Below are 23,572 nucleotides of genomic sequence, written 5' to 3'. Positions count from 1 at the left end.
CTTCGATGGTGAAGCCGCGCAGGAGATGCTTTACTTAAAGGGTGCGTTCTCCTCGTGCATTGAAACGGGCGTTATCGGAGACCATCGTGTCAGCGTCGCTTTCATCAACTCGTCAGCGCCTCGCCCGCAGGATATCGGTGCTGCGCTGCGTTTGCGCGGCAACGGCTTGCGCGCTCTCGCTGGTGGCCTGCGTCGATGTGAGCATGCCCGACTACAAGCGTCCCGACACGCCCGCCAAAACGTCCTGGTCGGATCAGAAGGGCTCGCCGGTGTCGGCGGCCGCGACCATCGAACCCGACTGGTGGAAGGGTTTCCACGATCCCTATCTCGACACGCTGATTGCGAAGGCGATTGCCGGCAACTTCGATATCAAGGTGCTGGCCGCGCGTATCAACGTGGCCGGCACGCAGATCGGCGAAGCCAAAGCGGGCGCCTTGCCGACCATGGATTTGGGCGCCGGCGCCGATTTCGAAAAAACCACGCACCAGACCTTCTCCAAGCAGTACAACCTCGCGACGCAGGTGAACTGGGACATCGATATCTGGGGCAAAGTCGAAAAAGGCGTGCAGGCGCAAAAGGCGGAATTCCACGCCAGCGAGGCTGATTGGCGCGCCGGGTATCTCGAACTGGTGTCGAACGTGTCCAGCACGTACTTCCAGATTCTGCAATTCGACGACCAGATCGAGCAGCAGCAGAAAACGCTCGTAACGAACCGGCAGATCCTCACGATTTACGACGGCCAGCGCCGCAACGGCCTCGTGCCGCAAACCCAGGTGTTGCGGCAGCAGGCGGAGATCAACCGCCTGACCAATCAGTTGCTCGAGCTGCGCCGCTCGCGCGCGCTTGCCAACAACGCCCTCTGCACGTTGCTCGGCGTGCCGGCTGGCGAGTTTCAGATGCCCAAGGGGCATTTGCAGCAGCGCGTGCAACTGCCGCCCGTACCAGACGGCCTGCCCGCACAACTGCTCGCGCGGCGTCCCGACGTGGTCGCCGCTGAGTTCAGAGTGCTGGAAGCTTACGACCTCGTCGGCCAGGCCAAGCTCGCGCAATTGCCGACCATCAGCCTGACTGCGCACGGCGGCACTGCCAGTTTTGCGTTGACCGACCTGCTTAAATCCTTCACGTACGGATTCATGCCCAGCATCAACATTCCGCTGCTCGATCCGGGCGTGCGGGCACATGTGAAAGTCACGCAGGCCCAATCGACGGTTGCCGAACAGCAGTATCGCGTGGCGGTGATGGCCGCGTTCGAGGAAGTGGAAAACGCGCTGGTCAATGTGAATTCGCACAAGGAACAGCGCGTGGAGTTGCAGCAGGAAGTGTCGCGGTTGCAAATCGTGGCGGACCAGATCCAGTCGCAGTTACGACTCGGCGTGGTGTCCCAGCTGGAGGTTTTCGAAACCGAGCGGACTTTGCTGGAAGCACAACAGGAACTGCTCGCCAACCATCAGCAAATTCTGTCCGACACTGTATTGCTTTATAAAGCGCTGGGCGGCGGTTGGCCGAGCGTCGACGTGCAGACGGAAGTAAAGGAGCACTGAGCTAATCCGCAATGTGGCGCGCCGCAGGGGGTATTTCGGCTGTAACTGACGCACTCATTGCCTTCATAACCGACGATCGGAAAATTGACACTCGCCATGTGTGACTTACAATCTTTAAGGGGCCGCCTAATGCACGGCTCACTCAAACAATATCTTTCCGCCGTAGTCCTTTGTCCCGTTTCCGTTGCGTACTCCTCGCAACGGGTAAACGCTTAGTGATCCAGATAAAATGGCTGCCGGCGAAGCTCCGATTGCTGAGATGCGCGCGACTGAAGACGCTGCGTTCGACGTGGTGTTGTCGCCGGCTGCGTCCGGGCAGCGTCCCGCGCTTGACGCGATCCGGATCGTCGACAATCTGTTTGCAATCGGGCGCAGCGAGGCACCTTTTACCGACTATCCCGCGGAACGGATTGCGCGCCTGTCCCGCCGTCATGCGCGGATTTTCACGGAACACGGCGCGGTCTACGTGGCCGACCTCGGCAGCAAGAACGGTACGACGGTGAATGGTGTCGCCGTGCGGCAAACGCCGGCCCGCGTGCGTGCCGGCGACGAACTGTGCTTCGGCGGCGAGCTTTGCTACCGGGTGAGCATCGAGCCGCGCGCGCGTATCGTGGCGGCCGCCGCTTCTCCCGCCGCGCCGGGATTGCTGCTGGTGCCGCAGCGCGACGACCTCGGCCTGCAACCCATCGAGGTACAGGCGTTTCCGTTTCTCGTCAGCAAAACAGACGATGTCTTTTCGCGCTACAAGGACCGCTATCCGCATCAGGTCAACTACATTTCGCGCCGTCACGCCCACATCTTTCTGAAGGGCGGTGAGCTGTATGTCGAAGATCTCGGCAGCACCAACGGCACATTCGTCGGCGGAAAGCGGCTGGACGAATCCGCGCTGCCGCTCGTAGAGGGAGACCTCGTTGCATTTGGCGGAGATCACTTCGTCTACAGGGTGACGCTGCAGAAGCCCCCTGAAGTCGAGCCCACCGTGACCCAACTCTTTCTCAACCCGGCCGCCGACGAAGCCGGCGATCCAGACAAGACCACGTTCGTTGGCGCCGCGCATTCCTTCCTCGATATCTTTTGCGTCGACCCCGGTCTGCAACGCGAGGACGAAGTCAACGAGGCGGCGCAGTCCACGTCCGCGCACGCGAAACGCGATACCCCGACGGGCACGGAAAAAGTGGCGAGCGGCACGGGCGGAGCGAATGGCGCCGCGCATGCAGGGGCGGGCAAGCGCAAACCGCAACGTTGGCGCCTGCTCGTGGGTGAGCTCGGCAAGGCTTTTGCGATCGGCGACCGCACGAGCGTGCGGCGCATTGCGGTATGGGGCGGCGTGGCCGGGGTGGTGCTAGTGGCGGTTGCCTCTGCGCTCTACATGCGTGGTTCGTCGGAGCGCGAGTTAAAGAATCTGCTGGCAAGCGGCGATTACAGCAGCGCGGTAACCACGGCAAAGGGCTATCTGGCGAGCCACCCCACGGACACGAAAGTCAGCGCGCTCGCGAGTGAAGCGCTGTTGAAGGCGAAAGTCCCCAACTGGCTGAATGCGCTGGAAAAGGCGCAGTTCGATCAGGCGGACGCGTTGCTCAACGAGATGAGATCGTTGAGTACCAACAATGTGGACGCTACTTCGCTGATCGGCGAATTGCAGTGGGTTGGCGATCTGGAACGCTTCGTGGCGGGCCGCGGTGGCATGGAAGCACCGATTCGCATGTACACGGACGAGGGCAAGATCGGCAATCTGCTGCAACGCTGGGAGGACGACGCGAAGAGCCATCAACGCGCGCTCGACCGGATCGCTTCCTATGTGCCCGTGTTCGCCGACCCCTATGCGCAGGCACTGAGCCATCTGCGCAAACTGGAAAGCGACGATTCGGTTTATCTGGCCGCCATCGACCGCCTGAATGGCACGATTCGCACCGAACTGGCGCGCGACAAGCCCGCTGCGCTACCTCCCGTGCTCGACGATTACGCGCAGCGCTATCCGCGCCTCGCGGGTATAGACCGGGTGCGCGGCGATTTGCGCCAATACACCGATTTGCTGAATGCCGCGTTGAGCCGGCAACTGACGCCATTGCTCGCCATGCTGAAAGCGGCGCATTTCAGCACGCCGCCGTTTCAGGCGCAGTTTCAGCAACTGGCGGCCAGCCGTTTGCCGTCACCCGATGTCATTGCTCGCCATGACGCCGTGACGGCGGCATGGCAGCACGGTGACGCACAACAGGCACTAGCCGGGTTGCAAGCCATGCCCGCCGGGCCGTGGTCCGATGTGCTCGCTGCGGAAATGGCGCACAAGAAGGCTCTGCTCGACCAGTATGCGCAATTGCAGAAAACGCGCGGCGACAAGGATTACGACCAGCGCCTGCTGTCGTTCTACGCAAGCCTCGATCCGGCAATAGACGTGTGGTTCCTGCAGTCGATTCAGAAAGACGTGGCCGCCTTGCACGACAAAGCGTTGGCGCGTGCGCAAGACCTGATGTTGCGCGCTCAAAGCTTGTGGAAGCAGTACCGCGCGAGTGGATCGATCGGCGGAACGCAGCGCCTCGAAGCGGGTATTTCGCCGGGATTTCGCAGCGAGGCGCGTCTACTTTCCGATGCGCAAACGTCGGCGCAACAGGGTATGCGCATCTACACGCAACTGAAGGCCGATCATCCCGCCGACTTCGACCGTCTGCTTGCCGATATCGACGCCGAAGCCAATTTGCAGCGCCGCTCGCTGACGGAGTTGCGCATGGTGCTGGATCCGGGACTTCTGAAAGCGAAGCTGGCATTGATCGGAGGCGAGCAGAGTGAAACGCGACAGTCACCCTAGACCGTTGTCGGAGGCGCTGGAGGATCACAGTGTCGAAGGCATTGCGATTCTGATGGCGGAGCCGGTGCGGCTCGCGCGCGCGCTGATCTGGGCGATGGTCGCGCTCGTCGTGGTCGGCCTGCTGTGGTCGTTCGTGGGGCGCGCAGACGTGATCGTCAGCGCTCAAGGCACGTTGTCGCCCGAATCGGAGGTGCGCCGCATTTATGCGCCGATCGACGGCGAACTCGCCGATCTGTATATCGCCGAAGGACAACCCGTATCGAAAGGTGACGTGCTCGCGCGGCTCAATGCGCGCGGCGCGATCGAGGCTGCCAGCAATGCGCTGCAAGCACAACTCAAACTGGAAGACGCCGAGCGCGACTGGAAGCAGTTTCCCGAGAAGAAGGCGCTGATGGAGCGCAAAGCCGCCGCGCTGAAGGCGCAGATGGAAGTGGAAGCGCGCCAGCACGAAAATCGCGTCTCCGAAGGCACGACCAAACTCGCGGAGGGGCAGAAGGCCGAACTCGACGAAGCGCGCAGCGTGCTCGACAACGCCCGCCGCACGCGTGAAGCGGCGCGTCAGGAACTGGACCGCTACTCGCGGCTCTTTGCGCAGCCGGGCGGCGGCGGCATCGCCGAATTGCAGGTGGAGCAGAAACGCACCGCGGCGATGGAAGCGGATAACGCATACCGTGTCGCGCAATCGAAACTCGCGGAACTGGATTTCCGCCTGAGCCACGAATATGCGCAGGCGAATGCGCAACTGGAAACCAGCGGCCAGCAGACCACCGACCTGCAGCTTCAATACGATTCGGCGGTGCGCGACATTACCGACGCGGAAGACAAGTTGCGCCTGCAACTGCAAAGCGCGCGGCTGGTGTCCGAAGCCGCCGCGCGGATTCGTTTCGAGAATATCGACAAGGACAATTTTCTGCTGATCCTCGCGCCGGTCTCGGGCGTCATCACCGACGTCACGTCGACGCAGCGCGGCGACAAGATTCAGGCCAACGCACCGCTCGGCGGCATTGCGCCCAAAGACGCGCGGCCCGTGCTGAAGATCGAAATTGCCGAACACGACCGTGCTTTTCTGCACGAAGGTCTGCCCGTCAAGCTGAAATTCAATGCCTTTCCGTATCAGCGCTATGGGCTGATTAGCGGCACGCTGGCCTATATTTCGCCGGCCACCAAACCGTCGTCGACGGACAAGCAGCCGGTCTACGAAGGCCGGGTCACGCTGGACAAGGATTACTACCAGATTGCCGACACGCGCTATCCACTGCGTTACGGCATGACGGCAAGCGCCGAGATCGTGGTGCGTGAGCGCCGCCTGATCGATCTGGGTCTCGATCCGTTCAGGCAGGTGGCGGGTTGACCGCGCGGATCACACGTCAATAAAAGGAGTGAATGAGATGACCGCGATAGTGCGAATCGATGACGAAGTCGTGGACGTGGCCGAGTTCATTCGTCTTCTGAAACTGACCGGCCAGTTCGAGAGCCTGATCGAGCAGATCGTGCGCGACAAGCTCACGGTTCACGCCGCGAAGAAACAGGGCATCACCGTGAGCGCCGATGAAATCCAGCAGCGCGCCGATCAATTCCGCCGCGTGCGCGGCTTGCATCGCGCGACGGATATGAATCAGTACCTCGATGCGCTCAATGTCAGTCTCGACGAATTCGAGGCCTTCATTACCGACGGGCTGTACCAGGAGAAGATGCTCGACGAGATCGGCAACGACGCCGCGATCAAGGACTACTTCGCGCTGAATTCGCCGAAGTTCGACGCGATCGAAGTGAGCCATATCGTGCTCGACAGCGAGGGCAAGGCGAAGGAAATGATTTCGTATCTGCACGACGATCCCGACAGTTTCGCCGACATGGCGCGCGAGCACTCTATTGCTGATACGCGTGAGGCTGGCGGCGTGATCGGCAAGGTGCTGCGCGGCTCATTGAAGCCCGATATCGAAGCGAAGATTTTCAATGCGGCAGTGGGCGACCTGCTGGGGCCTTTTCCATCGGCGGATCGATCGTGCTTCGAGATTTTCGCCGTGACGGCCAAATATCCCGCAACGCTCGATGCCGATGTGGCTTCGGAAGTCCGGCGCCTGCTGCGCGAAAGCTGGCTGATTGCACGCGCTCAGGAGCACGTGATCGAAGCGCGCTAGCGCGTTCGTGCCCTGCACGCCGCATTGAAACAACGCAACGACACGCCGATTCGAGGTCCGCAAGCACATGGATGCACCCCAGACCGCGCCTTCCACAGCCGAGTTTCTAACCTCGGTGGAAATTCTCTCGCCGTTTTCGCGCGACGAGATCGACCGTCTTGCCGAATATGCGCAAGCGCGCTTCTATTCATTCGGCGAAACGGTCTGCTCCGCGGGTGAGACGGCCGACGGACTTTACGTGGTTCGTTCAGGTTCCGTGCGGATCTTCACGGAGGAGCACGGCAAGGAAACCAGCATGGGCGTGCGCAAATCGGGCGAGATCTTCGCCGATATTGCGATGTTGCGCGCCTATGTGCATGAAGCGTCGGTGCGGGCGTCGGCGAAAACCGAGTTGCTGTTCATTCCGCGCGCCGCAATCGAGCCGGTGATCGCCGGCAATCAGGCCGCGCTGGCGTTCGTCGCCAGTTATGTGGCGATCAACTCAGCGGGCGGCTTCGTCGCGCAGTTGTTCGATCTGCGCGGCAAACTGAACAAGGCGGAACTCGAAGAATATGTACGCAGCGTGGGTGTGAAGCGGGTCGCGGCCGGTAAGGAGATTCTCAAGCAGGACGGACGCGAGGACCGGCGGCTGTATGTGGTGCGCCAGGGTGAAGTGCGCATCGTCCGGCATGAGGAAGGCCACGACTACACGCTTGCCACGCTCGGCGAAGGCGAAATATTCGGCGAGAAAGCGTGTCTGATGCGTCAGGAGCAGATGGCTTCGGTTGTCGCGACAACCGACACGCGCCTGCTGGTGATTCCGGAGCGCACGGTCCACTTCATTCTCGAACGCAATCCGAAGCTGCGTGAAGTGCTCGACGAGCGGATTCGCTACGGGGACCGCGAGTTACAGCGGCAAAAGCGGGTCGAACAGCGGCGCAAGCTGCCGCTCATGCTCGATCTGCAGACCAAGCCCGAGTTCGGCGAGAAAGTCATCAAACGCTTCGCGCTGGTCGAGCAGGCTGAAGAAATGGATTGCGGCGCGGCGTGCCTCGCGATGATATGCCGCCACTACAGCATTCCAATGACGCTCGGCAAATTGCGCGAGCTAGCCAATGTCACGACTCAGGGCGCCACACTCGACAGTCTCGCCCGCGCGGGCGAATCGCTGGGTTTCACGGCGCGCGGTGTGCAATGCACATTCGATTCGTTGCGCGGCTTCGATCTACCGTTCATCGTGCATTGGGAGGGCTACCACTACGTCGTGGTGTATGGACTCTCCAAAGAGTATGTGTGGGTCGCAGACCCGGCCGTCGGCTTCAAGAAGATGACCGTGGAAGATTTCGAGCGCGGGTGGAGCGGTACCTGTCTGCTGTTCACCGGCGGCCCGAATCTGCTGCAAATGTCCGCCGCGCGTTCGCCGTGGATACGCTTTGTCGGCTATCTCACGCCGTACAAAAAGATTCTCGGCCACCTGTTTCTCGCCACCTTCGTGATTCAGGTGCTGGGTGTGATTCCGCCGCTGATTATCCAGAACATTCTCGACGGTGTGATCGTGCATCAGAATGTCAGCCTGCTGCATCTGCTGATTGGCGGCTTGATCATCGCCAATGTCTTTTCGCAATTGATGTCGTCGATTCGCGCCTATCTCGCCAATTTCATGGTGCGCAACATGGACTTCGCGATGATGTCGCAGTTCTTCAAGCACACGCTGTCGCTGCCGTTTTCGTTTTTCGCCAAGCGCAAGACCGGCGACATTTTCGCGCGCTTCCAGGAGAACCAGACGATCCGCGCCTTCCTGACCGAATCCACCGTCACCACCGCGCTGAACCTGCTGATGGTGTTCATCTACTTCACGATCATGTTCGTCTACAACGTGAAGATGACGCTGGTGCTGATCGCGTTCGTCATTCCGATCATGGCGCTGACGGCGATTGCCACGCCGAAGATCAAGGGTTATGCGCGCGAAGTGTTCACCGCCTCGACTGAATCGAAGTCGTTTTTGATGGAAGCGCTCGCGGGCGTGGAGACGATCAAGGGCATGGGCATCGAGCGGCCAGTGCGCTTGCGCTGGGAGAAGAAGTACGCGAAGGCGCTTGAAGTGCAATATCGCGCGCATGCATTCAACATTCTCGTGGGACTCGGCAGTCAGTTGCTGAACGCCGCCACGACGATTGCCATTCTCTGGGTCGGCGCGAATCTCGTGCTGGCGCGTGAAATGACGATTGGTCAGTTGATCGCGTTCAACGCATTCATGGGTAGCGTGCTCGGTCCGTTGATGGGTCTGGTCGGCTTGTGGAGCATGCTCAACGACGCGGGCGTGGCGATGGAGCGCCTCGGCGACGTGCTCGATATCGAGCCCGAACAGAAACCGCAGGATTTACCCTCGCGTGTGATGCTGCCCGAACTTCAGGGCGAAATCAGCCTCAGCGGCGTCTATTTCCGCTACGGCGAAAACGACTCGGCCTACGTGCTCGAGAACATCAGCTTCGATATCAAGCCGGGCGAACTGGTGGCGATCGTAGGCCGCAGCGGTTCGGGCAAGACCACGCTCGCCAAGCTGCTGGTGGGCTTCTACACGCCCACCGAGGGCAAGATGACGATAGACGGCTACGATCTCGGCGTGGTCGATAAAGCCTATTACCGTGCGCAGATTGGCTACGTGATGCAGAGCAACCTGCTGTTCTCCGGCACGATCGCGGAAAATATCGCGAGCGGCGACGACGCGCCCGACCGGCGTCGCATCGAGGAAGTGGCGAAGATGGCCGACGCGCACGCATTCATCAGCAAGATGCCGCTCGGCTACGAGCAGATTGTCGGCGAGCGCGGAATCGGCTTGTCCGGCGGGCAGATCCAGCGGCTTTGCATTGCACGGGCGCTGTATCACGATCCGCGCCTGCTGGTGTTCGACGAAGCGACCTCGGCGCTGGATTCGCAGTCGGAGAGCAATATCCTCGGCAATATGCACGACATTCTGAAAGGCCGCACGGCGGTGATCATCGCGCATCGGCTCAGCACGATCATGCGCGCGGACAAGATTCTCGTGCTGTACGAAGGAGCGATTGTCGAACAGGGCCGTCACGATGAGCTGATCCAGCGCGGCGGCATGTATTACCAACTGGTCCAGAAACAGTTGAGCGCATGATGATGAAAATACTCGACCAGATTGAAGAGGCTAGCCCCGCGATTTCGTACGCGGGCCTGATCGAGCGGATCGAGATCTTGCGCTCGACGTTGCGGTGGTCGTCGCGGCTGGAGCGCGCGGACATCGACAAACTGCTTCGGCAAGCCACCTCGCTGCGCGACGAGGTGATGCAACTCTCGCACAAGGAGCGCTTCGTGCAAGCGGCGGTGGCCGCCGAACCGCAGGAGCGCGTCGATCAATCACGAGGCGCGCGGCGCAAGGCGCTGCTCGAACGCAGCTTCATTTTCGAAGGGACGTTCGGCGACAATCCGCGTTTGCTCGAATCGCTCGAAATCGCCGAGAAAGCGGCGCCGACCGATTTGCCCGTGCTGATCGACGGCGAAAGCGGCACCGGCAAGGAATTGATGGCGAAGGTGATTCACGCCAACGGTTCGCGTGCCGACAAGCCGTTCATTTCCGTGAATTGCGGCGCGATTCCCGACAATTTGCTGGAGTCGGAATTGTTCGGGCATCGCAAGGGGGCATTCACGGGGGCTTCGAATGACCGCAAGGGTAAATTCGAAAGCGCCCATACCGGTACGATTTTTCTCGACGAGATCGGCGAATTGCCGCTCGCCGGGCAGGTGAAGCTGCTGCGCGTGCTGGAAGCGCACGAGATTCAGCGCGTCGGGTCCGATGAAACGATCGCGGTGGATACGCGCATTGTCGCGGCGACCAATCGCAATCTGCGGCAACTTAGTGAAGAGGGCAAGTTCCGCGAAGACCTCTTTTACCGGCTGAGCGTGATTCACGTCACGCTGCCGCCGCTGCGTGAGCGCCGCGATGAAATTCCTTTGCTGATCGCGTGGTTCGGCGATGAAGCCGCGGGTACGCTCAAGCGCAGGCCCGTGCGAATGACGCCGCGTCTGCGCGACTTTCTGCTGAACTATGCGTATCCGGGCAATATCCGCGAACTGCGCAACGTGATGTATCGCGTATCGTGTCTAGCCGGCGATATGGCCGATGTCGATCACTTGCCGCAGGACATGCGGCCCGCGGCGCCCGGATCCGCGGCGTCGTTCAACGCGGCGACCACGACAGGGCAGGAGCCGATCAGCGTGACGAACCTGATGTCGCTGAGCGACGCAAAGCGTGCGGCCAGCGACGACGCCGAAAAAGCCTTTCTCGAGCGCGGCCTTCGCGAAGTGAGCGGCACGGTCGCGGAACTGGCCCGTCGTATCGACATGAACCGTTCGCATCTGCAGATGCTGCTGAAGAAGCACGGCCTGCATTCAAAGGACTTCCGCAATCGCAATGTGCCGGCCGCTACCCGGAACGGCGCGGACGAGCGCGACGACGAAAGCGAAGAGACTTGAGTCCGCCGCATTAAACGCCGTCAGTGCAACGGGCTCAAGGGGATGGGTTCAGCAAGGTTTTGTCGGATGCGTTCGGGTCTTCGGCGCGCACGACCACGGCGGTGATGTTGTCGCGGCCGCCGCGCGCGAGGGCCAGCTCGACGAGTTCTTCAGAGGCGTTTGCGTTCGCCGCCTTGCTGAGCACCGCGAGCATGTCTTCTTCGCCGACCTCGTTGCTCAGGCCGTCGCTGCAGAGCAGGAAGACGTCGCCGTCCATCACTTCGATGGCGTCGTCGTCGAGTTCGAGTACGTCTGTCGCGCCAACGGCTCGTGTGATCATATGCTGCGCCGGATGGTGCCGCGCCTCTTCCTCGGTGATCACGCCGAGCGACTTGAGCGCTTCAACCTGACTGTGATCGCGGGTGAGTTGCCGCAAGCTGCCTTCGCGCAGCAGATACAGGCGACTGTCGCCGGCCCACACATAGCCGCAGAAGCGGTCACAGGCAAGCAGTGCGACGACTGTACTGCCGATACGCTGGACCTGTCGGCGCGCGGCTTCTTCCCTCAATTGACGATTGGCGCTTTGCAGGCGCGAGCGCGCGTCGGCGACGAAGGCCTTCATGCTGACCGGCGAGGTCAGCCGGGCGAGCGCGTCGATCACCAGACGGCTTGCCAGATCGCCGACCGCGTGCCCGCCCATGCCGTCGGCAACGGCCCAGCGCCCGAGGTCGGACTGGTCCAGGCAGGCATCTTCGTTGATTTCGCGGACGCGTCCGGGATCGGAATGCGCGGACGACGTCCAGCGAAATTGGCTCGCACAGGTCACAACGTTTACACCGTATCGTTTCTGCTGCGTGCGTCGGGAGAGACACTGATGTTCGAGTTCGCGCCGGTGTTGCGGACGTCGACCGACTGGAACGTGTTGATCATCTGGTTAGCATAGAAGTTGTTGGTCACGTCGTACAGGTTCACGACGGGACCGATGCTGGGCGTACTGCGTACGTAAGGTTGAATCCAGCCATACACCCACGGTGCGCCGCCGCCACCGCGAATCGCTGTCATCGCTTTACGGTCTAGCGCGAGGTTCAGCGAGAGGTCGTTCACAGTAATAGAAGACATGTCGTTCTCCGGTTGGCCGCGTGTAACGCGCGCGGTGACGCGCGGTTTTTAAAGAATCTGGGCGTTAGGTTGCAAGTGCCATGCCAAATCGCCGGCCTTTTTCGTGGTTTGTCGTCATGCCTTGATGGCCGGGCGATTGCGTGCCCTGGCGCACATACCGGATGAGCGCATGCGGATTCATCGGTCGGCTGCAAGCCAACAAGCGCGAACGCTAACCGGTGTCGGACCCAACAGATTCTTGCGTCCCAATGCCCCCGCTATCGGACCGGCTTGCACCTCGTGCGGCAATCGTAAATGAGCGTCGTACGCCAACAGTTCGCCGAAAATTCTGTCGGTTCACATCGCACACTCGTCGCATCCGAAACGCTGCAATTTCTCGCGAAGCCCTTTAAATAAAGGCTTTCGCGCGCATGGCCCGGATGATGCGAATAACCTCGCAACAGTGTTGGAAATCGAAGCGAGGCCAGCCATGAACACGAACCCTCTTCAGACGAGCAGCGACAGCAGCGAAGACCGCCGCGACGCCGCGTCCACCATCGACCTGCCGATCGGCGCGCATCTCGTCACGCAACGTCGCGGTTACGAACACCACGGCATTTATGTGGGCAATGGCCGCGTGGTTCATTACGCGGGCTTTGCGAGTTCAGCGCATCGCGGCCCGGTTGAGGAAGTGGAACTGGAACGCTTCGCTGGCGGCCACCCGCTGTCGATCCGTTCGACCCCATCGGCCCGCTACGTCGGCGACGAAGCCGTGCGCCGCGCACGCTCCCGTCTCGGTGAAAACCACTATCGCCTGCTGACGAACAACTGCGAGCACTTCTGCTCATGGTGCCTGCTCGGCGAAAGCCGTAGCGAACAGGTGCATTGCTGCCTGCGCCATCCGCGTACCGGCATGCATGCGCTGGTGTGCCTCGTGAAGGCTTTCGTGGAAGCCAGCGCGAAGGGCGCACAAGGTTCCGTGCAGTTGGCGTGAGCCGGCCACATCCCGTTTCAGTGATTCAAACATTCAAGCATTCAAGGAGAACATCATGGCTGCCGCGGAAAAGACCTTGCATTGGGCTGTGGACAAATGGCTCGCCCCGACCCCGTCGATGCCCGCACGCGTCGTGCAGTTTTGCCACCGTGCGTCGCAACATCAGCGCTATGTCTGCGTGGAAGCCTTGCGGCCAGGCGGCCTGCTGTCGATCTTCTTCTTCCGTCATGACGACGGCTCGTGGAATGTGTTCCCGCCGCAAGCCGAACGGCCCGCAATGAACGGCCATCGCCGCACGGCGCTCTGCTAACCGGCTAGTTGCGCGCCTGCGCGGCCGCTTCCTTGATGATCCACTGATTGAACAGCAGCATCGCCGGTGTCATGGGTTTGCCCTTCAACCATGTCAGCCAGTAACTGCCGGCGTGAACCTCCACCTCGAACGGGCGTACCAGCCGGCCTGTGTTGATCTCGTGATCGAACATCAACGCGGGTGCGAGCGCGATACCCGCGCCCTGCATTGCCGCTTCCACCATCAGCCGCGACGAATCGAACACCGGCCCGCGAATCGGTCGCGGCGGAATACCGGCGGCCGCGAACCAGCTCATCCAGTCGTCGGCGCGATAGGAGCGCAGCAAGGTCTCGTTGGCGAGGTCGTCCGGCTTCGACAGCCGCGCGGCGATCTCCGGCGTGCACAGCAGCGCGAGCGGCGCGTCGAGCAGCCGCGTCGCGAGCGAACCGGGCCACGTGCCGTCACCGAAGCGGATCGCGAAGTCGAGACCTTCGGTGGCGAGGTCGACCAGGTTGTTGTTGGTCAGCAGCCGCAGTTCGACGAACGGATGTGCGTCGCGAAACGACTTGAGGCGCGGCATCAGCCAGCCCACCGCGAATGTGCCCACCACGCCGAGCGTCAGCACCTCGTGAAAGTGGCCGCCTTCGAATTGCTTGAGTACGGCTTCGATTCGATCGAATGCGTCGGTCAGCACCGGACGCAGCGCGAGGCCCTCGTCGGTCATGGCAAGGCCGCGCGGCAGGCGCTTGAAGAGCGCAGTTCCCAGCCGCTCTTCCAGGGTTCGAACCTGCTGGCTGACGGCGGCCTGGGTGACGTTCAGTTCGAGCGCCGCGCGGGTGAAGCTCAAGTGCCGCGCGGACGATTCGAAAGCCCGCAGCGCGTTCAATGGCAGGTACGGTCTCATGGCGAAGGCATAAGATTTTCTTGTGAGTTGGCTAACTTATCATCGTTTGTCAGCGGCGGGCGGAAAACCGATAGTTGCGGCTTCACACAAAGGAGCGGCGATGATCACGAGACGGAAGTTCGCGGGTGCGATGCTGGGTGTTTCGATAGCTGGGGTTGCGGTTGGGAGTGCCGGCGCGTTCAGCAAGGCGGTTAACACGGGGGCCACCGCGCAGGGGCGCGAGTTGGCCCGGGCGGATGCGATCCGTCGGCGGCTTGCCGAAATCGAGGCGGCGAGCGGTGGACGCCTGGGGGTGTCGATCGTCGATACGACGTCGGGCTTGCACGCGGGTCTGCGGACCGACGAGCGCTTCCCGATGTGCAGCACCTTCAAGGTCCTGGCGGCGGGCGCCGTGCTGGCGCGCACGGACCGTGGCGCGGAATATCTGCAGCGGCGCGTGGTGTTCTCACATAGCGACGTGGTACCGAATTCGCCCGCCACGAGCAAACACACGCGCGAGCTGACCGGCAACGCGGGCATGAGCATCGCCGAGTTGTGCAAGGCGGCGATCACGCTGAGCGACAACACGGCGGCCAATCTGTTGCTGGCGACTTTCGGCGGACCGGCAGGGTTGACCGCATTCGCGCGCGGGCTGGGCGACGGCATCACGCGTCTGGATCGTAACGAGCCGACGCTGAACGAAGCCATTCCCGGCGATCCGCGCGACACCACCACGCCTAACGCCATGCTCGGCAATCTGCGCGAGCTTCTGCTTGGAGAGCATTTGTCGTCGTCGTCGCGGGCACAACTGTTGGCGTGGCTCGCCGCCAACGAAACCGGCGGAGCGCGGCTTCGCGCCAGGTTGCCGAAGGACTGGGGCGTGGGCGACAAGACCGGCACTGGCGATCACGGCACCGCCAATGACATCGCGATTCTGTGGCCGCCCGGCCGCGGTCCGATATTGGTGACGGTGTACCTGACTGAAACGGATGGCAGCGCGGCGCGCAGCAATGCGGCGATTGCGGATGTGGGCGCGCTGGTGGCGGCGTCCATCTGAGCGCGGCGCGCAGCGGGTCGCGCTGGCAACCTGGGCCGCGCGAGAGTGCGGCGCGCCTCGCCGAAATCCGTTGCGGCAGTCTAGCCGGCTTGTGCGATTCGTGAAGCGGCCGGTGCGTCCGATGCGGACCGGGAGCTAGCCGCTGGGGCCGCGGCCGCGGGAATCAGCTTGCCATTCACCAGCAGACTCAGCGTCTTCACCACCAGGATCCCGATGATCAGATTCGCCGCGATGAACAGAAGCGGCGCGGCCCATTCGAGCGGACCCGTCGCGCCGCGTTCGACCATCCGAAGGGCCATGGTCGGCAGGGCGGCCACGCCGAAGCTGAAGGCCCAGTAACCCGCCGTGAAGGCCTGTTGGCGAATCCATGGCAGCAGGCGCAACAGCAGCACCGCCTGGTACAGGCCATAGCCGAGCAGCACCAGGGCAAACAGGTCAGGCGTGCCGCTGCTCAGGCTCAAATAGGTCACGCCACCCACCACCGGCGGCGCGAGTTGCACGCCGAGCAGCGGGCGCAATGCTTCGGGCAGTGGTTCGTGCACGGCGGCGCGGTGCAGGATCAGCGATTCGATCGCAAGCCACGACAGCACACCCGCGCCGAAGAGAAGCCCGCCCAACTGATGGAACCCGAACGCGGCCGCAGTCGTGCCGGCAACGAAGCTCGGCGCAACCGTCGGCAGGTAAATGGCGGGCGTTACCAGTTCAGGCTTGCGCCCGCCCTGCCAGAGCCGTCCATGCAAATACACGCCGAGCGCCAGTTGTGCAACTGCGGCCACGCCGAACAGCGCGAACGCCAGTGTATGCGCGTACGGCTCTATCAGTTGCGCGGCGAGCAGGCTCGAAACCGGACCGAGCGCCGCAAACGACGATTGCACGGGATGCTGCATTTCCGCGCGCGCTTCGGCGCCATGCGTCAACCATTTTTGGCCGTAGGCGGCCAGAATGACGATCCACACGACGAGCGCGGCCACCGTCATCAAGCCGCCTATCGCGGCCGGCAGGTGCCAGAGCCTGATCGCCACGCGCCACAAATTGGCGAACGCCAGTGCGCCCACCGCGATCCCGAAGAAAGCAACTGGAATCCTCCCGCGATTGCTGCTCATCACCGATCCTCCGAAAGTTGCGTCGCGCGCCAGTGTTCCGGTATCGCGCGATCGATGACGTACTGTAAAAGGCGGCGGCAAAACGCAGAACGCTGGGCGCGCTCAACAAATGGCGCGATCGTCTCAAGATGCCTGGAGCGGCATGGGCTGGGAGCTGTTGGCCGCGTTGCGCGTGGTTTCGCTGGCGTTCCGGATGTCAGCGCGCAGCGCTGAAGGCGGGTTGCGGCCGGGCGTTTTCGCGTTTAGCGCGTCGGCCCGCCGAATCAGCGGCCTGACGTTGCTTTATGCGGCCATGCGCTGAAGCATCGCGAGCAGTGCGTCGAATGATAGCGGCTTGCGGGCGTATGCAATGGTGGGATTCGGCTGCGTGGGGATATCCGCGGCCGCGCTGCACAAAATGATCGGAATGGCGCGCAGATCGGGATCGGCGTTGAGCGCCGCGCACAACTGCAGTCCCGACATGACCGGCATCATGCAGTCCGAGACGATGATGTCCGGACGGGTCTTGCGTATCTGTTCGAGCGCGGCGGCCCCGTTCGACGCGACCAGCACCGTGTAGCCGTGCCGCTCCAGAAGCAGCCGCCACACTGTGAGGATGTCGAACTCGTCGTCCACGACCAGAATGGTTTTCATGGGCGGCTACGTATTTCGCCGTGGCGGCAGCATGGCCGACAGGCCCGTCGCCGGATACACGTTGGCGGGGTTCGCCAGTTTTTCGATCACGTCGAGGCCCTGAGCCGAAATCACGAGTTCTCGCAAGGAGGTGTCGTGAGCACTCTCACGTTGCTTGACCACGGAAATCATGCGCCGTAGGCCCGTTTCCGTTTCGGCGTAACGCAGCAGCAAGAGGTTTTCGGTCAGCGCCGACATCCGCACGCTCTTCGCATGGCCGGGGTCGGCATAAAGCGGCAGTTCTTCAGTCAGCAGCGTGGTGACACAGGCTTCGCGAAGCTGGTGCAGCAGCGCATTCAGGAACAGGCCAAAACGCTCGGTGCGCAACGCGGAATCGCGGAACCCCTCCACCCCGTCAATCACGATGCGCGACGCGCCGATCTTCTTGACCGTGGCGAGCGCGGTGGCCGCGAGCTCGTCGACAGCCAGCTCAACGGCCGGTTGCCACTGGATGACGAGCCGGCCGTCTTCGTGAGCCTCGGTGAGCCCGATCGATACGGCCTCGGCTTTACCGATCAGCCGCTGCGGACCTTCGTAAAAGCCAAGATAGACGCAGCGTTCGCCGCGCGCGACGCCGGCCGCAAGAAACTGCAGGCACAGCAGCGTCTTGCCGACGCCCGATGGCCCGATCAGCGTGGTCGTGGAGCCTTGCGCAAAGCCGCCGCCCAGCAAGCTGTCGAGATGCGGCAGGCCAAAGCCGAGGCGCGCTTTCAGATCCACCGGACCCGGCGGTACGGCACATTGCGCTTCGAGACGCGGGAACATCAGGAGCCCGCTTTCGGCAATGCGGAAGAAATGCTTGCCCATTAAATGATTGCGAGCGCGCATCTTGTGGACTTCGATTTCGCGCGCGCGGCGCATGCCGTCGTTGTACCGGTTCAGTTCGATCAGACCGTCGACCAGCGTATGTTCCGGATGCGGTTCGTTACCCGAGAGCGGCGCGAGCAGCAAGGTCGTGCAATCCATGGCCGCGACCAGCGCGTTCAACTCATGGATGAATTTCGACAGCGACAACTCGGTTTCGCTGAATTCGCGCGCGCTGCGAAAGCCGTCGATGATCATGAGGCTCGGGCGGTAATCGTAAATGCTCGAGGCGATCAGTTTGAGGAAGCCGTCGAGACCGTCCTGCATCAGTTCGTGATAGCCGGAGACGAACAGCATCTGCTGTGCGACCGCTTTTTCGTCGAAGAAGCTCAGACCCTTGAGATGCCCCAAAAGCTTGTCGTGGGATTCGGCGATCAAGGTCATGTACAGCACCTTCTCGCCCTGGCTTACACGATGAAAACCAATCTGGCTCGACAGAATCGTCTTGCCGGCGCCGGCCATGCCTTCCAGCAGGTAGACGCCGCCGCGGACCAGACCTCCGCCCAGGATCTCGTCGAGACCGGGGACGCCAGTTTCCACGTTGGGTCGGGAAGACGTCGGAGATTCGTGGATAGTCATTGTCGAAGTGTCATTCAAGGTGCGCAGAAGCGACGGCCCGCACTCGAACCGTCTGTTACTCAAACTACGTTCGCCAGCAATTTGCGTTCCCGCTGTCGCACGGCAACGCTCTCGCGTGGGCGCGGATGCGGGGGATTCTATCTGGTGGCGGCCCGGTTGGCGAACCGCCACTCGGGGCGGCGCGTAAGGGACGCGCGGCCAATGGGCGCGAATGGGCCGATCCGATGGCCACCATATAGGCAAGCTTTTCAATCGATGCAATGGCAACAGGAAGAAGAGTGGCAGCGCCGCGCCGTATACAATTCGGCAGCGCCAGATTTCTGCCCGCTTTTCGCTAATCCTGACCTGATCCCGTCCATGCCGAATCCGACCCGGGCCTTCCTTCTCGGCCCGCTCCTGAAAGGCGTTTCACGCTCCTTTTATCTCACGCTGCGCGTGCTGCCCGCCGGGATGCGCGATCCGATCGGACTTGCCTACCTGCTGGCGCGCGCGGCCGACACGATCGCGGACACTTCGCTGATCTCTCCGGAACAACGCCTCGCCTTGCTGCTGTCGCTGCGCGATCAGGTGAACGGCGCGGCGGACGACGGTGCGCTGTTCCAGCGCATGGCGGCCGAAGTGGCGGGGCAGCAGGTCCAGTCGGATGAGAAGGTGCTGCTCGAATCGCTCGGTCCGGCGCTCGACGTGTTGTTGCAACTGAGCGAATTCGATCGCAAGGCCGTTCGCGAGATCGTTTCGACGCTGACCGAGGGCATGGAGTTCGACCTTCGCACCTTCCCGGACGAACGTTCCGGCCAGATCGCGGCGCTGCGAGAATACGAAGAACTCGACCGCTACACGTACCTGGTGGCGGGTTGCGTTGGCGAATTCTGGACCACGATGACTTACGCGCACATGCCCGGCACGCTGAAAGAGCAGCCCGAAACCATGGCGCGGCGCGGCGTGCGTTTCGGCAAGGCGCTGCAGATGACCAACGTGCTGCGTGACTGTGGCAAGGATTTGCGAATTGGCCGCTGCTACCTTCCGCAGACTATGCTCGACCGATATGGTCTAAGCGCGCAAGACCTGCTGCTGCCGGCCAATTCCGTGCGGGCCCGCCCGCTGATGATCGAACTGCTGCGCAAGACACTCGATCATTTCCGCGAAGCGCTCGACTATACGCTGGCAATTCCGGCGTTTGCGGTACGCCTGCGTCTCGCGAGCCTCTGGCCGATTCTGATCGGTCTGGAGACGCTCATCCTTCTCGTGGACAACAATGCCTGGCTCGATCCGCAGAAAGTCTCCAAAGTCAGGCGCAACAAGGTGTATCAGATCATCGCTTCGTCCCTGTTGCTGGTGCCTTCGAATGGGCTGGTGCGCCACGCTGTCGAACGGCGGATCAGCCAGATCGAAGCGCGTTTCTGAATGTTGTGAGCCGTTTGCTGTTTCGGTAGGGCGCCGCCCCATCTCCCATGCAATGTGGGGGAGCGTACCGAATAAAAGCAGGGTGGGCCGTAGTTTGACGGACAACTCCTCTGTCCGATTCAGATTTACATGGCGCTTACCGGCAAACAACATTGCGACACGCTGGACCTGATCCGCGCATTAGCGGCGGGCGCGGTGTGCGTTAGCCATCTGCGCAATCTCATGTTTGTCGATTACCGAGCGAGCGCCGGAATCGGGCTGGCGGGCAAGCTGTTTTATTTCATCAGCAACTACGGCCACACCGCGGTGATCGTGTTCTTCCTGCTGAGCGGATACTTCGTGGGCGGTTCAGTGTTGCGCCAGGTCGAGGCTGGAACATGGAACTGGCAGCGTTATCTGACCGAACGCATGTCGCGGCTGTGGATCGTGCTGATTCCCGCATTGCTGCTGACCATGTTCTGGGACCGCATGGGTATCGCGCTGGCAGGCGGGCCTTTCTATCTTGGCACCGAAGGTACGTTCGATCAGCAGATCAACGTCGCGTCGCATCTTGGAGGCGCGACGCTGGCATGCAACCTCGTGTTCCTGCAGACCCTCGCGTGCGGCACTTATGGTTCAAACGGACCGCTGTGGAGCCTCGCCAACGAGTTCTGGTATTACCTCTGGTTTCCCGCGTGCGTCGTGCTATTGCGTCGGCGGCGAGGCTTTGTGGCCTTCGGCGCGGCTGCATTCGCACTCGCCACGATGATTGCGTTTCCGTCGCTTCTGAACGGGTTCGGACTATGGCTGCTCGGCGTCGTCCTGGTGGTGCTGGAGAAACGCTTTCCGTCGCGCGGCGCGCGTACGGGCTTGCCCTGGTTCACGCTCGCCAGCGGAGCGGCGTTCATCACCGCGCTGGTGTGTTCGCGTTTGTTCCTGTGGAGCAACGACTGGATCGTCGGCGTACCGTGTTTCCTGTTTCTGCGCTGCATTCTCTGGGAAAACGTTCGACTGCGTCCGGCGCTTGTGTCGCGTGTCGCGGTACGCTTTTCCGCGTTCTCCTATTCGCTGTATCTGACGCATTTCTCTTTCATTCTATTCGTCGCCGCAGTCGGATTCGGGCAGCGTATCCAGTTCGATGCCCGCGGCGCGCTGGTGCTCCTGATCATGCTTGTTGCGTGTTACCTGTATGCGTACGCGGTCTATATGCTGTTCGAGCAGAATACAAAACGTGTGCAGAAGAGCATTCAGAAGTTTCGCTTTCTGCGCGTCACGCCGGATCCAGTCACCTCGCATAACGGTTCGCGCGGAAGCATTACCTGATTTAATCTGCATCATGAAATAGCGTTCGATCGGGAAACCCCTAGGACCACGCATCCAAGGTTCGCGTTAGTCTGCTCAAAAGAGGAGGCGAACCATGAGACAGGCGTTCAATATTGCCGTGGTGCTGCTGCTTGGCTATCTGATGGCGGATAGGGCGCTGATGCGCGCGCAAGCGGGAGAGATGGGGACGATAACGTGCCACCAGGGCGCCGAGCTGGTCAAATCGAACGCGCTGAAAAAAGGCTTTGGAGACATGGGCGCCAGCAGCCAGGGCGAGAATTTTCTATCCAGCTGTCTCGTCACCGGGCGCGGTCAGGTGGGCGATCTGGTGGCGCGCGACTGACGCGATTCGCTCGCCCAATATATGAAACCGCGCCATAACCGCATTTTGCCAGGGTTGTGGCGCCGCCAAACCGGTTGCCAGTAAAAAGCGCCCGGACCGCGAAGGTCCAGGCGGAAGCCATCGGGAGCCCGATGACGGAGGTAAGGAATACACAACTGGCCCGCGATCGGGAAGACTCGGTCGCGGGCCAGTTCATTTGAATCAGTGCGCGCATTGCGTCCGCGCGCTGAGCGCCCCGGCTACGCGCAAGCCGTGGTGCCTGCGTGCGTCGGACCGCTGAACAGCGGGTTAAGGCTGGGTTCCTGCCTGATTACCGCTTGGGCCCCGGCTTAGTTGCCGAAGTAGACTGACCTCGGGCCGTTCGCGAGCGCCGGGCGGCCGGATTGCGACGCGCCACTCACCACACCGCCAAAACCACTTTGTGCTGCCTGCGCCGTGCCATTCTGAGCGTCGACGCGAGCTTGCGCGGCCTGAATGTCAGCCGGGTAGTGCGGGTCGTCGCGGCCCGGGTGATAGCCTGCTTTCTCGAGTTGAATCAATTCCGCACGCACTTGAGCGCGGGTCGCGGGCTGGTTGGACTGCGCAAACGAAGCGACAGGAGCGGCCAGTACAGTGGCGATAACAACAGCTTGAATGAGCGATTTCATGATCAACTACCTCCAGTTCGGTTTTTTGTCTTGCTACGAGCGTTCTCGTTCGTAGTCAGTGATTGCATTCTAGATTTGCGATCTGGAGAGAGTAATCCCCGTTTCAGGTAATGTTTGTTGCTGAAACTGAGACAAACTGCCGTCAACGGACGATGCGCATGGAGAGTTGTTCCCTCGTCGCTGCATCGTCCGGACGTCGAAGCGCGAGTCAACTGCCCGAATAGATCGGACCTTGTCCACCCGGCGCGAACGGCTGAAATATCTCGCCATGCGAAGGAGCGGGCGCTGCTTGTGAGCGCGCCGCGGAAGTGGCGGGCTCGCGTAGCGTGACGGCGCTGTCCGGCGTAATGGGAACGCTGGGCTTGGCGAGTAACTCGGTCTTTCGCATCGATCCTACCGAGGTGCCGAAGTAGTAGCCGATGATGCTGATCCACGCCGTTCCCAATGCGCCGACAATCACGTTGACGAGATCCTTGTTCGGCCCCGGCAGCGGCTGGAACGCCATGAGCAACAGAATGCCGAAAAAGCCTGCCGTCACCGCCATGGCGAGCACCTTGGGCACCCAGTCCTTATTGCTGATACCCATTGCACGCGCGTCGGCCCGATCGGCGGCCTGAATACGCGCCATGTCGCTTTCGTGCGCGAGGCCTGCCTGGGCGGCAGTGACCATCAGTTGTTGCAACTGCAACGAGTTCGCGCTCTCCGCCTGCCGGATCTTCTCCATTGCGCCGGGATCGTTCAGCGCGGGTTCCACGAAGGTGGGATCGCTCGGCGTTCCGAGTGCATGTGAAATGATCGAAGCGGCGGCGGTGACACCGAGGCCGACCGGACCACCCACGAGCCCTGCGAGAAGCGGGGCGGTGCTGCCAATGTTCGATGCTACTTTTGACCAGTCCATCATGCTGCTCCAAGGAGAAGGTTAGCGGCCATTCTTTCTGTCCATCCACGGCTGAAATTGGGCCATGCATGCAGGTTCCGCAGGTAACGCAAGCGATAGGCGGCAAAGCGCATGACAAACTTCAGCGGGTCCGCGCTTTTAACCGCGTCCAGTGTGTCCGGGCCGAACTTGCCGTCTTCTTGCGCACCGGACGCTTTTTGCATCCACAACACCACCAGTCCGCCGTTGTAGTTGGCGTCGAATATCTGGAAGGCCACTCGCGAGTCGAGTTCGTCGAGGTGCAAGGGATCCCAGTACCGTTGTTTCGCGATCTGTTTAGCGGTGTCCAGCGGCAGATCTTTCATGGCGCCGGTATAGCCCTGGCTGCGCGCCACGCGTGCTGTTACGCCCCACATCGTTTCTCCGCCAGGGTCATGCGGATTGAAGGAGTACCCACCTTCATTTCCGATCAGAGCCTTGAACGCTTCATCGAAGTTGTCCATCGATCATCTCCTCT

21 protein-coding genes are annotated in these 23,572 nt (G+C 61.7%); 12 read left to right on the top strand and 9 right to left on the bottom strand.

What is annotated here, in order from left to right; translation table 11 throughout:
• The first annotated feature begins 86 nt into the window (after positions 1–86).
• The 6 genes from P0D68_RS13205 to P0D68_RS13180 all read left to right on the top strand — a co-directional run bounded on the left by P0D68_RS13205 (position 87) and on the right by P0D68_RS13180 (position 10,964).
• Complete coding sequence (locus P0D68_RS13205; RefSeq protein ID WP_408294238.1) at positions 87–1,541, top strand: efflux transporter outer membrane subunit; 1,455 nt, start codon at positions 87–89, stop codon at positions 1,539–1,541.
• 229 nt (positions 1,542–1,770) lie between these two features.
• Positions 1,771–4,344 (top strand): FHA domain-containing protein, encoded by a 2,574-nt coding sequence (locus P0D68_RS13200; RefSeq protein ID WP_408294235.1) that lies wholly within the window; start codon positions 1,771–1,773, stop codon positions 4,342–4,344.
• Positions 4,322–5,695, top strand: coding sequence for a beta-barrel domain-containing protein (locus tag P0D68_RS13195; protein WP_091806201.1), 1,374 nt, complete (start codon positions 4,322–4,324; stop codon positions 5,693–5,695). The genes P0D68_RS13200 and P0D68_RS13195 overlap by 23 nt, the downstream gene beginning before the upstream one ends.
• A gap of 37 nt (positions 5,696–5,732) precedes the next feature.
• Positions 5,733–6,485, top strand: coding sequence for a peptidylprolyl isomerase (locus P0D68_RS13190; protein ID WP_091806203.1), 753 nt, complete (start codon positions 5,733–5,735; stop codon positions 6,483–6,485).
• Positions 6,486–6,552: 67 nt separating this feature from the next.
• On the top strand, positions 6,553–9,609 hold the full coding sequence (locus P0D68_RS13185; RefSeq protein ID WP_091806206.1) for a peptidase domain-containing ABC transporter: 3,057 nt from the start codon (positions 6,553–6,555) through the stop codon (positions 9,607–9,609).
• Positions 9,609–10,964 (top strand): sigma-54 interaction domain-containing protein, encoded by a 1,356-nt coding sequence (locus P0D68_RS13180; protein ID WP_408294439.1) that lies wholly within the window; start codon positions 9,609–9,611, stop codon positions 10,962–10,964. Before P0D68_RS13185 ends, P0D68_RS13180 begins: the two co-directional genes overlap by 1 nt.
• Before the next feature lie 34 nt (positions 10,965–10,998).
• On the opposite strand, the gene P0D68_RS13175 is transcribed toward P0D68_RS13180, so the two are convergent.
• Both P0D68_RS13175 and P0D68_RS13170 read right to left on the bottom strand, forming a co-directional pair.
• Positions 10,999–11,769 (bottom strand): PP2C family protein-serine/threonine phosphatase, encoded by a 771-nt coding sequence (locus P0D68_RS13175; RefSeq protein WP_408187408.1) that lies wholly within the window; start codon positions 11,767–11,769, stop codon positions 10,999–11,001.
• A 5-nt stretch (positions 11,770–11,774) separates the two neighbouring features.
• Positions 11,775–12,062, bottom strand: coding sequence for a hypothetical protein (locus P0D68_RS13170; protein WP_091806216.1), 288 nt, complete (start codon positions 12,060–12,062; stop codon positions 11,775–11,777).
• A 469-nt stretch (positions 12,063–12,531) separates the two neighbouring features.
• On the opposite strand from P0D68_RS13170, the gene P0D68_RS13165 reads away from it, so the two are divergent.
• Together P0D68_RS13165 and P0D68_RS13160 are read left to right on the top strand one after the other, a co-directional pair.
• On the top strand, positions 12,532–13,035 hold the full coding sequence (locus P0D68_RS13165) for a lecithin retinol acyltransferase family protein (RefSeq protein WP_408294229.1): 504 nt from the start codon (positions 12,532–12,534) through the stop codon (positions 13,033–13,035).
• A gap of 55 nt (positions 13,036–13,090) precedes the next feature.
• The gene (locus P0D68_RS13160) at positions 13,091–13,345 is read left to right on the top strand and encodes a hypothetical protein (RefSeq protein ID WP_091806222.1); all 255 of its coding nucleotides are present in this window, start codon (positions 13,091–13,093) and stop codon (positions 13,343–13,345) included.
• A gap of 4 nt (positions 13,346–13,349) precedes the next feature.
• Here the strand turns inward: P0D68_RS13160 and P0D68_RS13155 are convergent, their stop codons facing one another.
• On the bottom strand, positions 13,350–14,228 hold the full coding sequence (locus P0D68_RS13155; protein ID WP_091806225.1) for a LysR family transcriptional regulator: 879 nt from the start codon (positions 14,226–14,228) through the stop codon (positions 13,350–13,352).
• 100 nt (positions 14,229–14,328) lie between these two features.
• Between P0D68_RS13155 and bla the strand changes: the two genes are divergently transcribed.
• Positions 14,329–15,264, top strand: a complete 936-nt coding sequence (gene bla / locus P0D68_RS13150) for a class A beta-lactamase (protein WP_408294226.1) — start codon at positions 14,329–14,331, stop codon at positions 15,262–15,264.
• 80 nt (positions 15,265–15,344) lie between these two features.
• Here the strand turns inward: bla and tehA are convergent, their stop codons facing one another.
• The 3 genes from tehA to P0D68_RS13135 form a co-directional block, all read right to left on the bottom strand.
• A complete protein-coding gene (gene tehA, locus P0D68_RS13145) occupies positions 15,345–16,367 on the bottom strand; it encodes a dicarboxylate transporter/tellurite-resistance protein TehA (RefSeq protein WP_408294223.1) in 1,023 nt (340 codons plus the stop codon).
• A gap of 282 nt (positions 16,368–16,649) precedes the next feature.
• Positions 16,650–17,000 (bottom strand): response regulator, encoded by a 351-nt coding sequence (locus P0D68_RS13140; RefSeq protein WP_091806234.1) that lies wholly within the window; start codon positions 16,998–17,000, stop codon positions 16,650–16,652.
• Between the two features lie 6 nt (positions 17,001–17,006).
• Positions 17,007–18,482, bottom strand: a complete 1,476-nt coding sequence (locus tag P0D68_RS13135) for an ATPase domain-containing protein (RefSeq protein ID WP_091806237.1) — start codon at positions 18,480–18,482, stop codon at positions 17,007–17,009.
• 357 nt (positions 18,483–18,839) lie between these two features.
• On the opposite strand from P0D68_RS13135, the gene P0D68_RS13130 reads away from it, so the two are divergent.
• From P0D68_RS13130 to P0D68_RS13120, 3 genes are all read left to right on the top strand, one after another.
• The gene (locus P0D68_RS13130) at positions 18,840–19,886 is read left to right on the top strand and encodes a phytoene/squalene synthase family protein (protein ID WP_408294218.1); all 1,047 of its coding nucleotides are present in this window, start codon (positions 18,840–18,842) and stop codon (positions 19,884–19,886) included.
• 129 nt (positions 19,887–20,015) lie between these two features.
• Positions 20,016–21,188 (top strand): acyltransferase family protein, encoded by a 1,173-nt coding sequence (locus P0D68_RS13125; RefSeq protein WP_091806240.1) that lies wholly within the window; start codon positions 20,016–20,018, stop codon positions 21,186–21,188.
• Between the two features lie 94 nt (positions 21,189–21,282).
• Entirely contained in the window at positions 21,283–21,531 is a 249-nt protein-coding gene (locus P0D68_RS13120; protein WP_091806243.1) for a hypothetical protein, read from the top strand.
• A 329-nt stretch (positions 21,532–21,860) separates the two neighbouring features.
• Here the strand turns inward: P0D68_RS13120 and P0D68_RS13115 are convergent, their stop codons facing one another.
• From P0D68_RS13115 to P0D68_RS13105, 3 genes are all read right to left on the bottom strand, one after another.
• Positions 21,861–22,178, bottom strand: a complete 318-nt coding sequence (locus P0D68_RS13115; RefSeq protein ID WP_091806246.1) for a DUF4148 domain-containing protein — start codon at positions 22,176–22,178, stop codon at positions 21,861–21,863.
• A gap of 208 nt (positions 22,179–22,386) precedes the next feature.
• Positions 22,387–23,076, bottom strand: a complete 690-nt coding sequence (locus tag P0D68_RS13110; protein ID WP_091806249.1) for a hypothetical protein — start codon at positions 23,074–23,076, stop codon at positions 22,387–22,389.
• Positions 23,076–23,558, bottom strand: coding sequence for a glycoside hydrolase family 108 protein (locus tag P0D68_RS13105; RefSeq protein WP_091806252.1), 483 nt, complete (start codon positions 23,556–23,558; stop codon positions 23,076–23,078). Before P0D68_RS13105 ends, P0D68_RS13110 begins: the two co-directional genes overlap by 1 nt.
• Positions 23,559–23,572: the final 14 nt, after the last annotated feature.

Origin of the sequence: Paraburkholderia sp. RL17-380-BIE-A (genome assembly GCF_046028085.1) — a bacterium.
Classification (GTDB): domain Bacteria; phylum Pseudomonadota; class Gammaproteobacteria; order Burkholderiales; family Burkholderiaceae; genus Paraburkholderia.
This window is presented reverse-complemented; position numbering and strand designations above follow the sequence as displayed.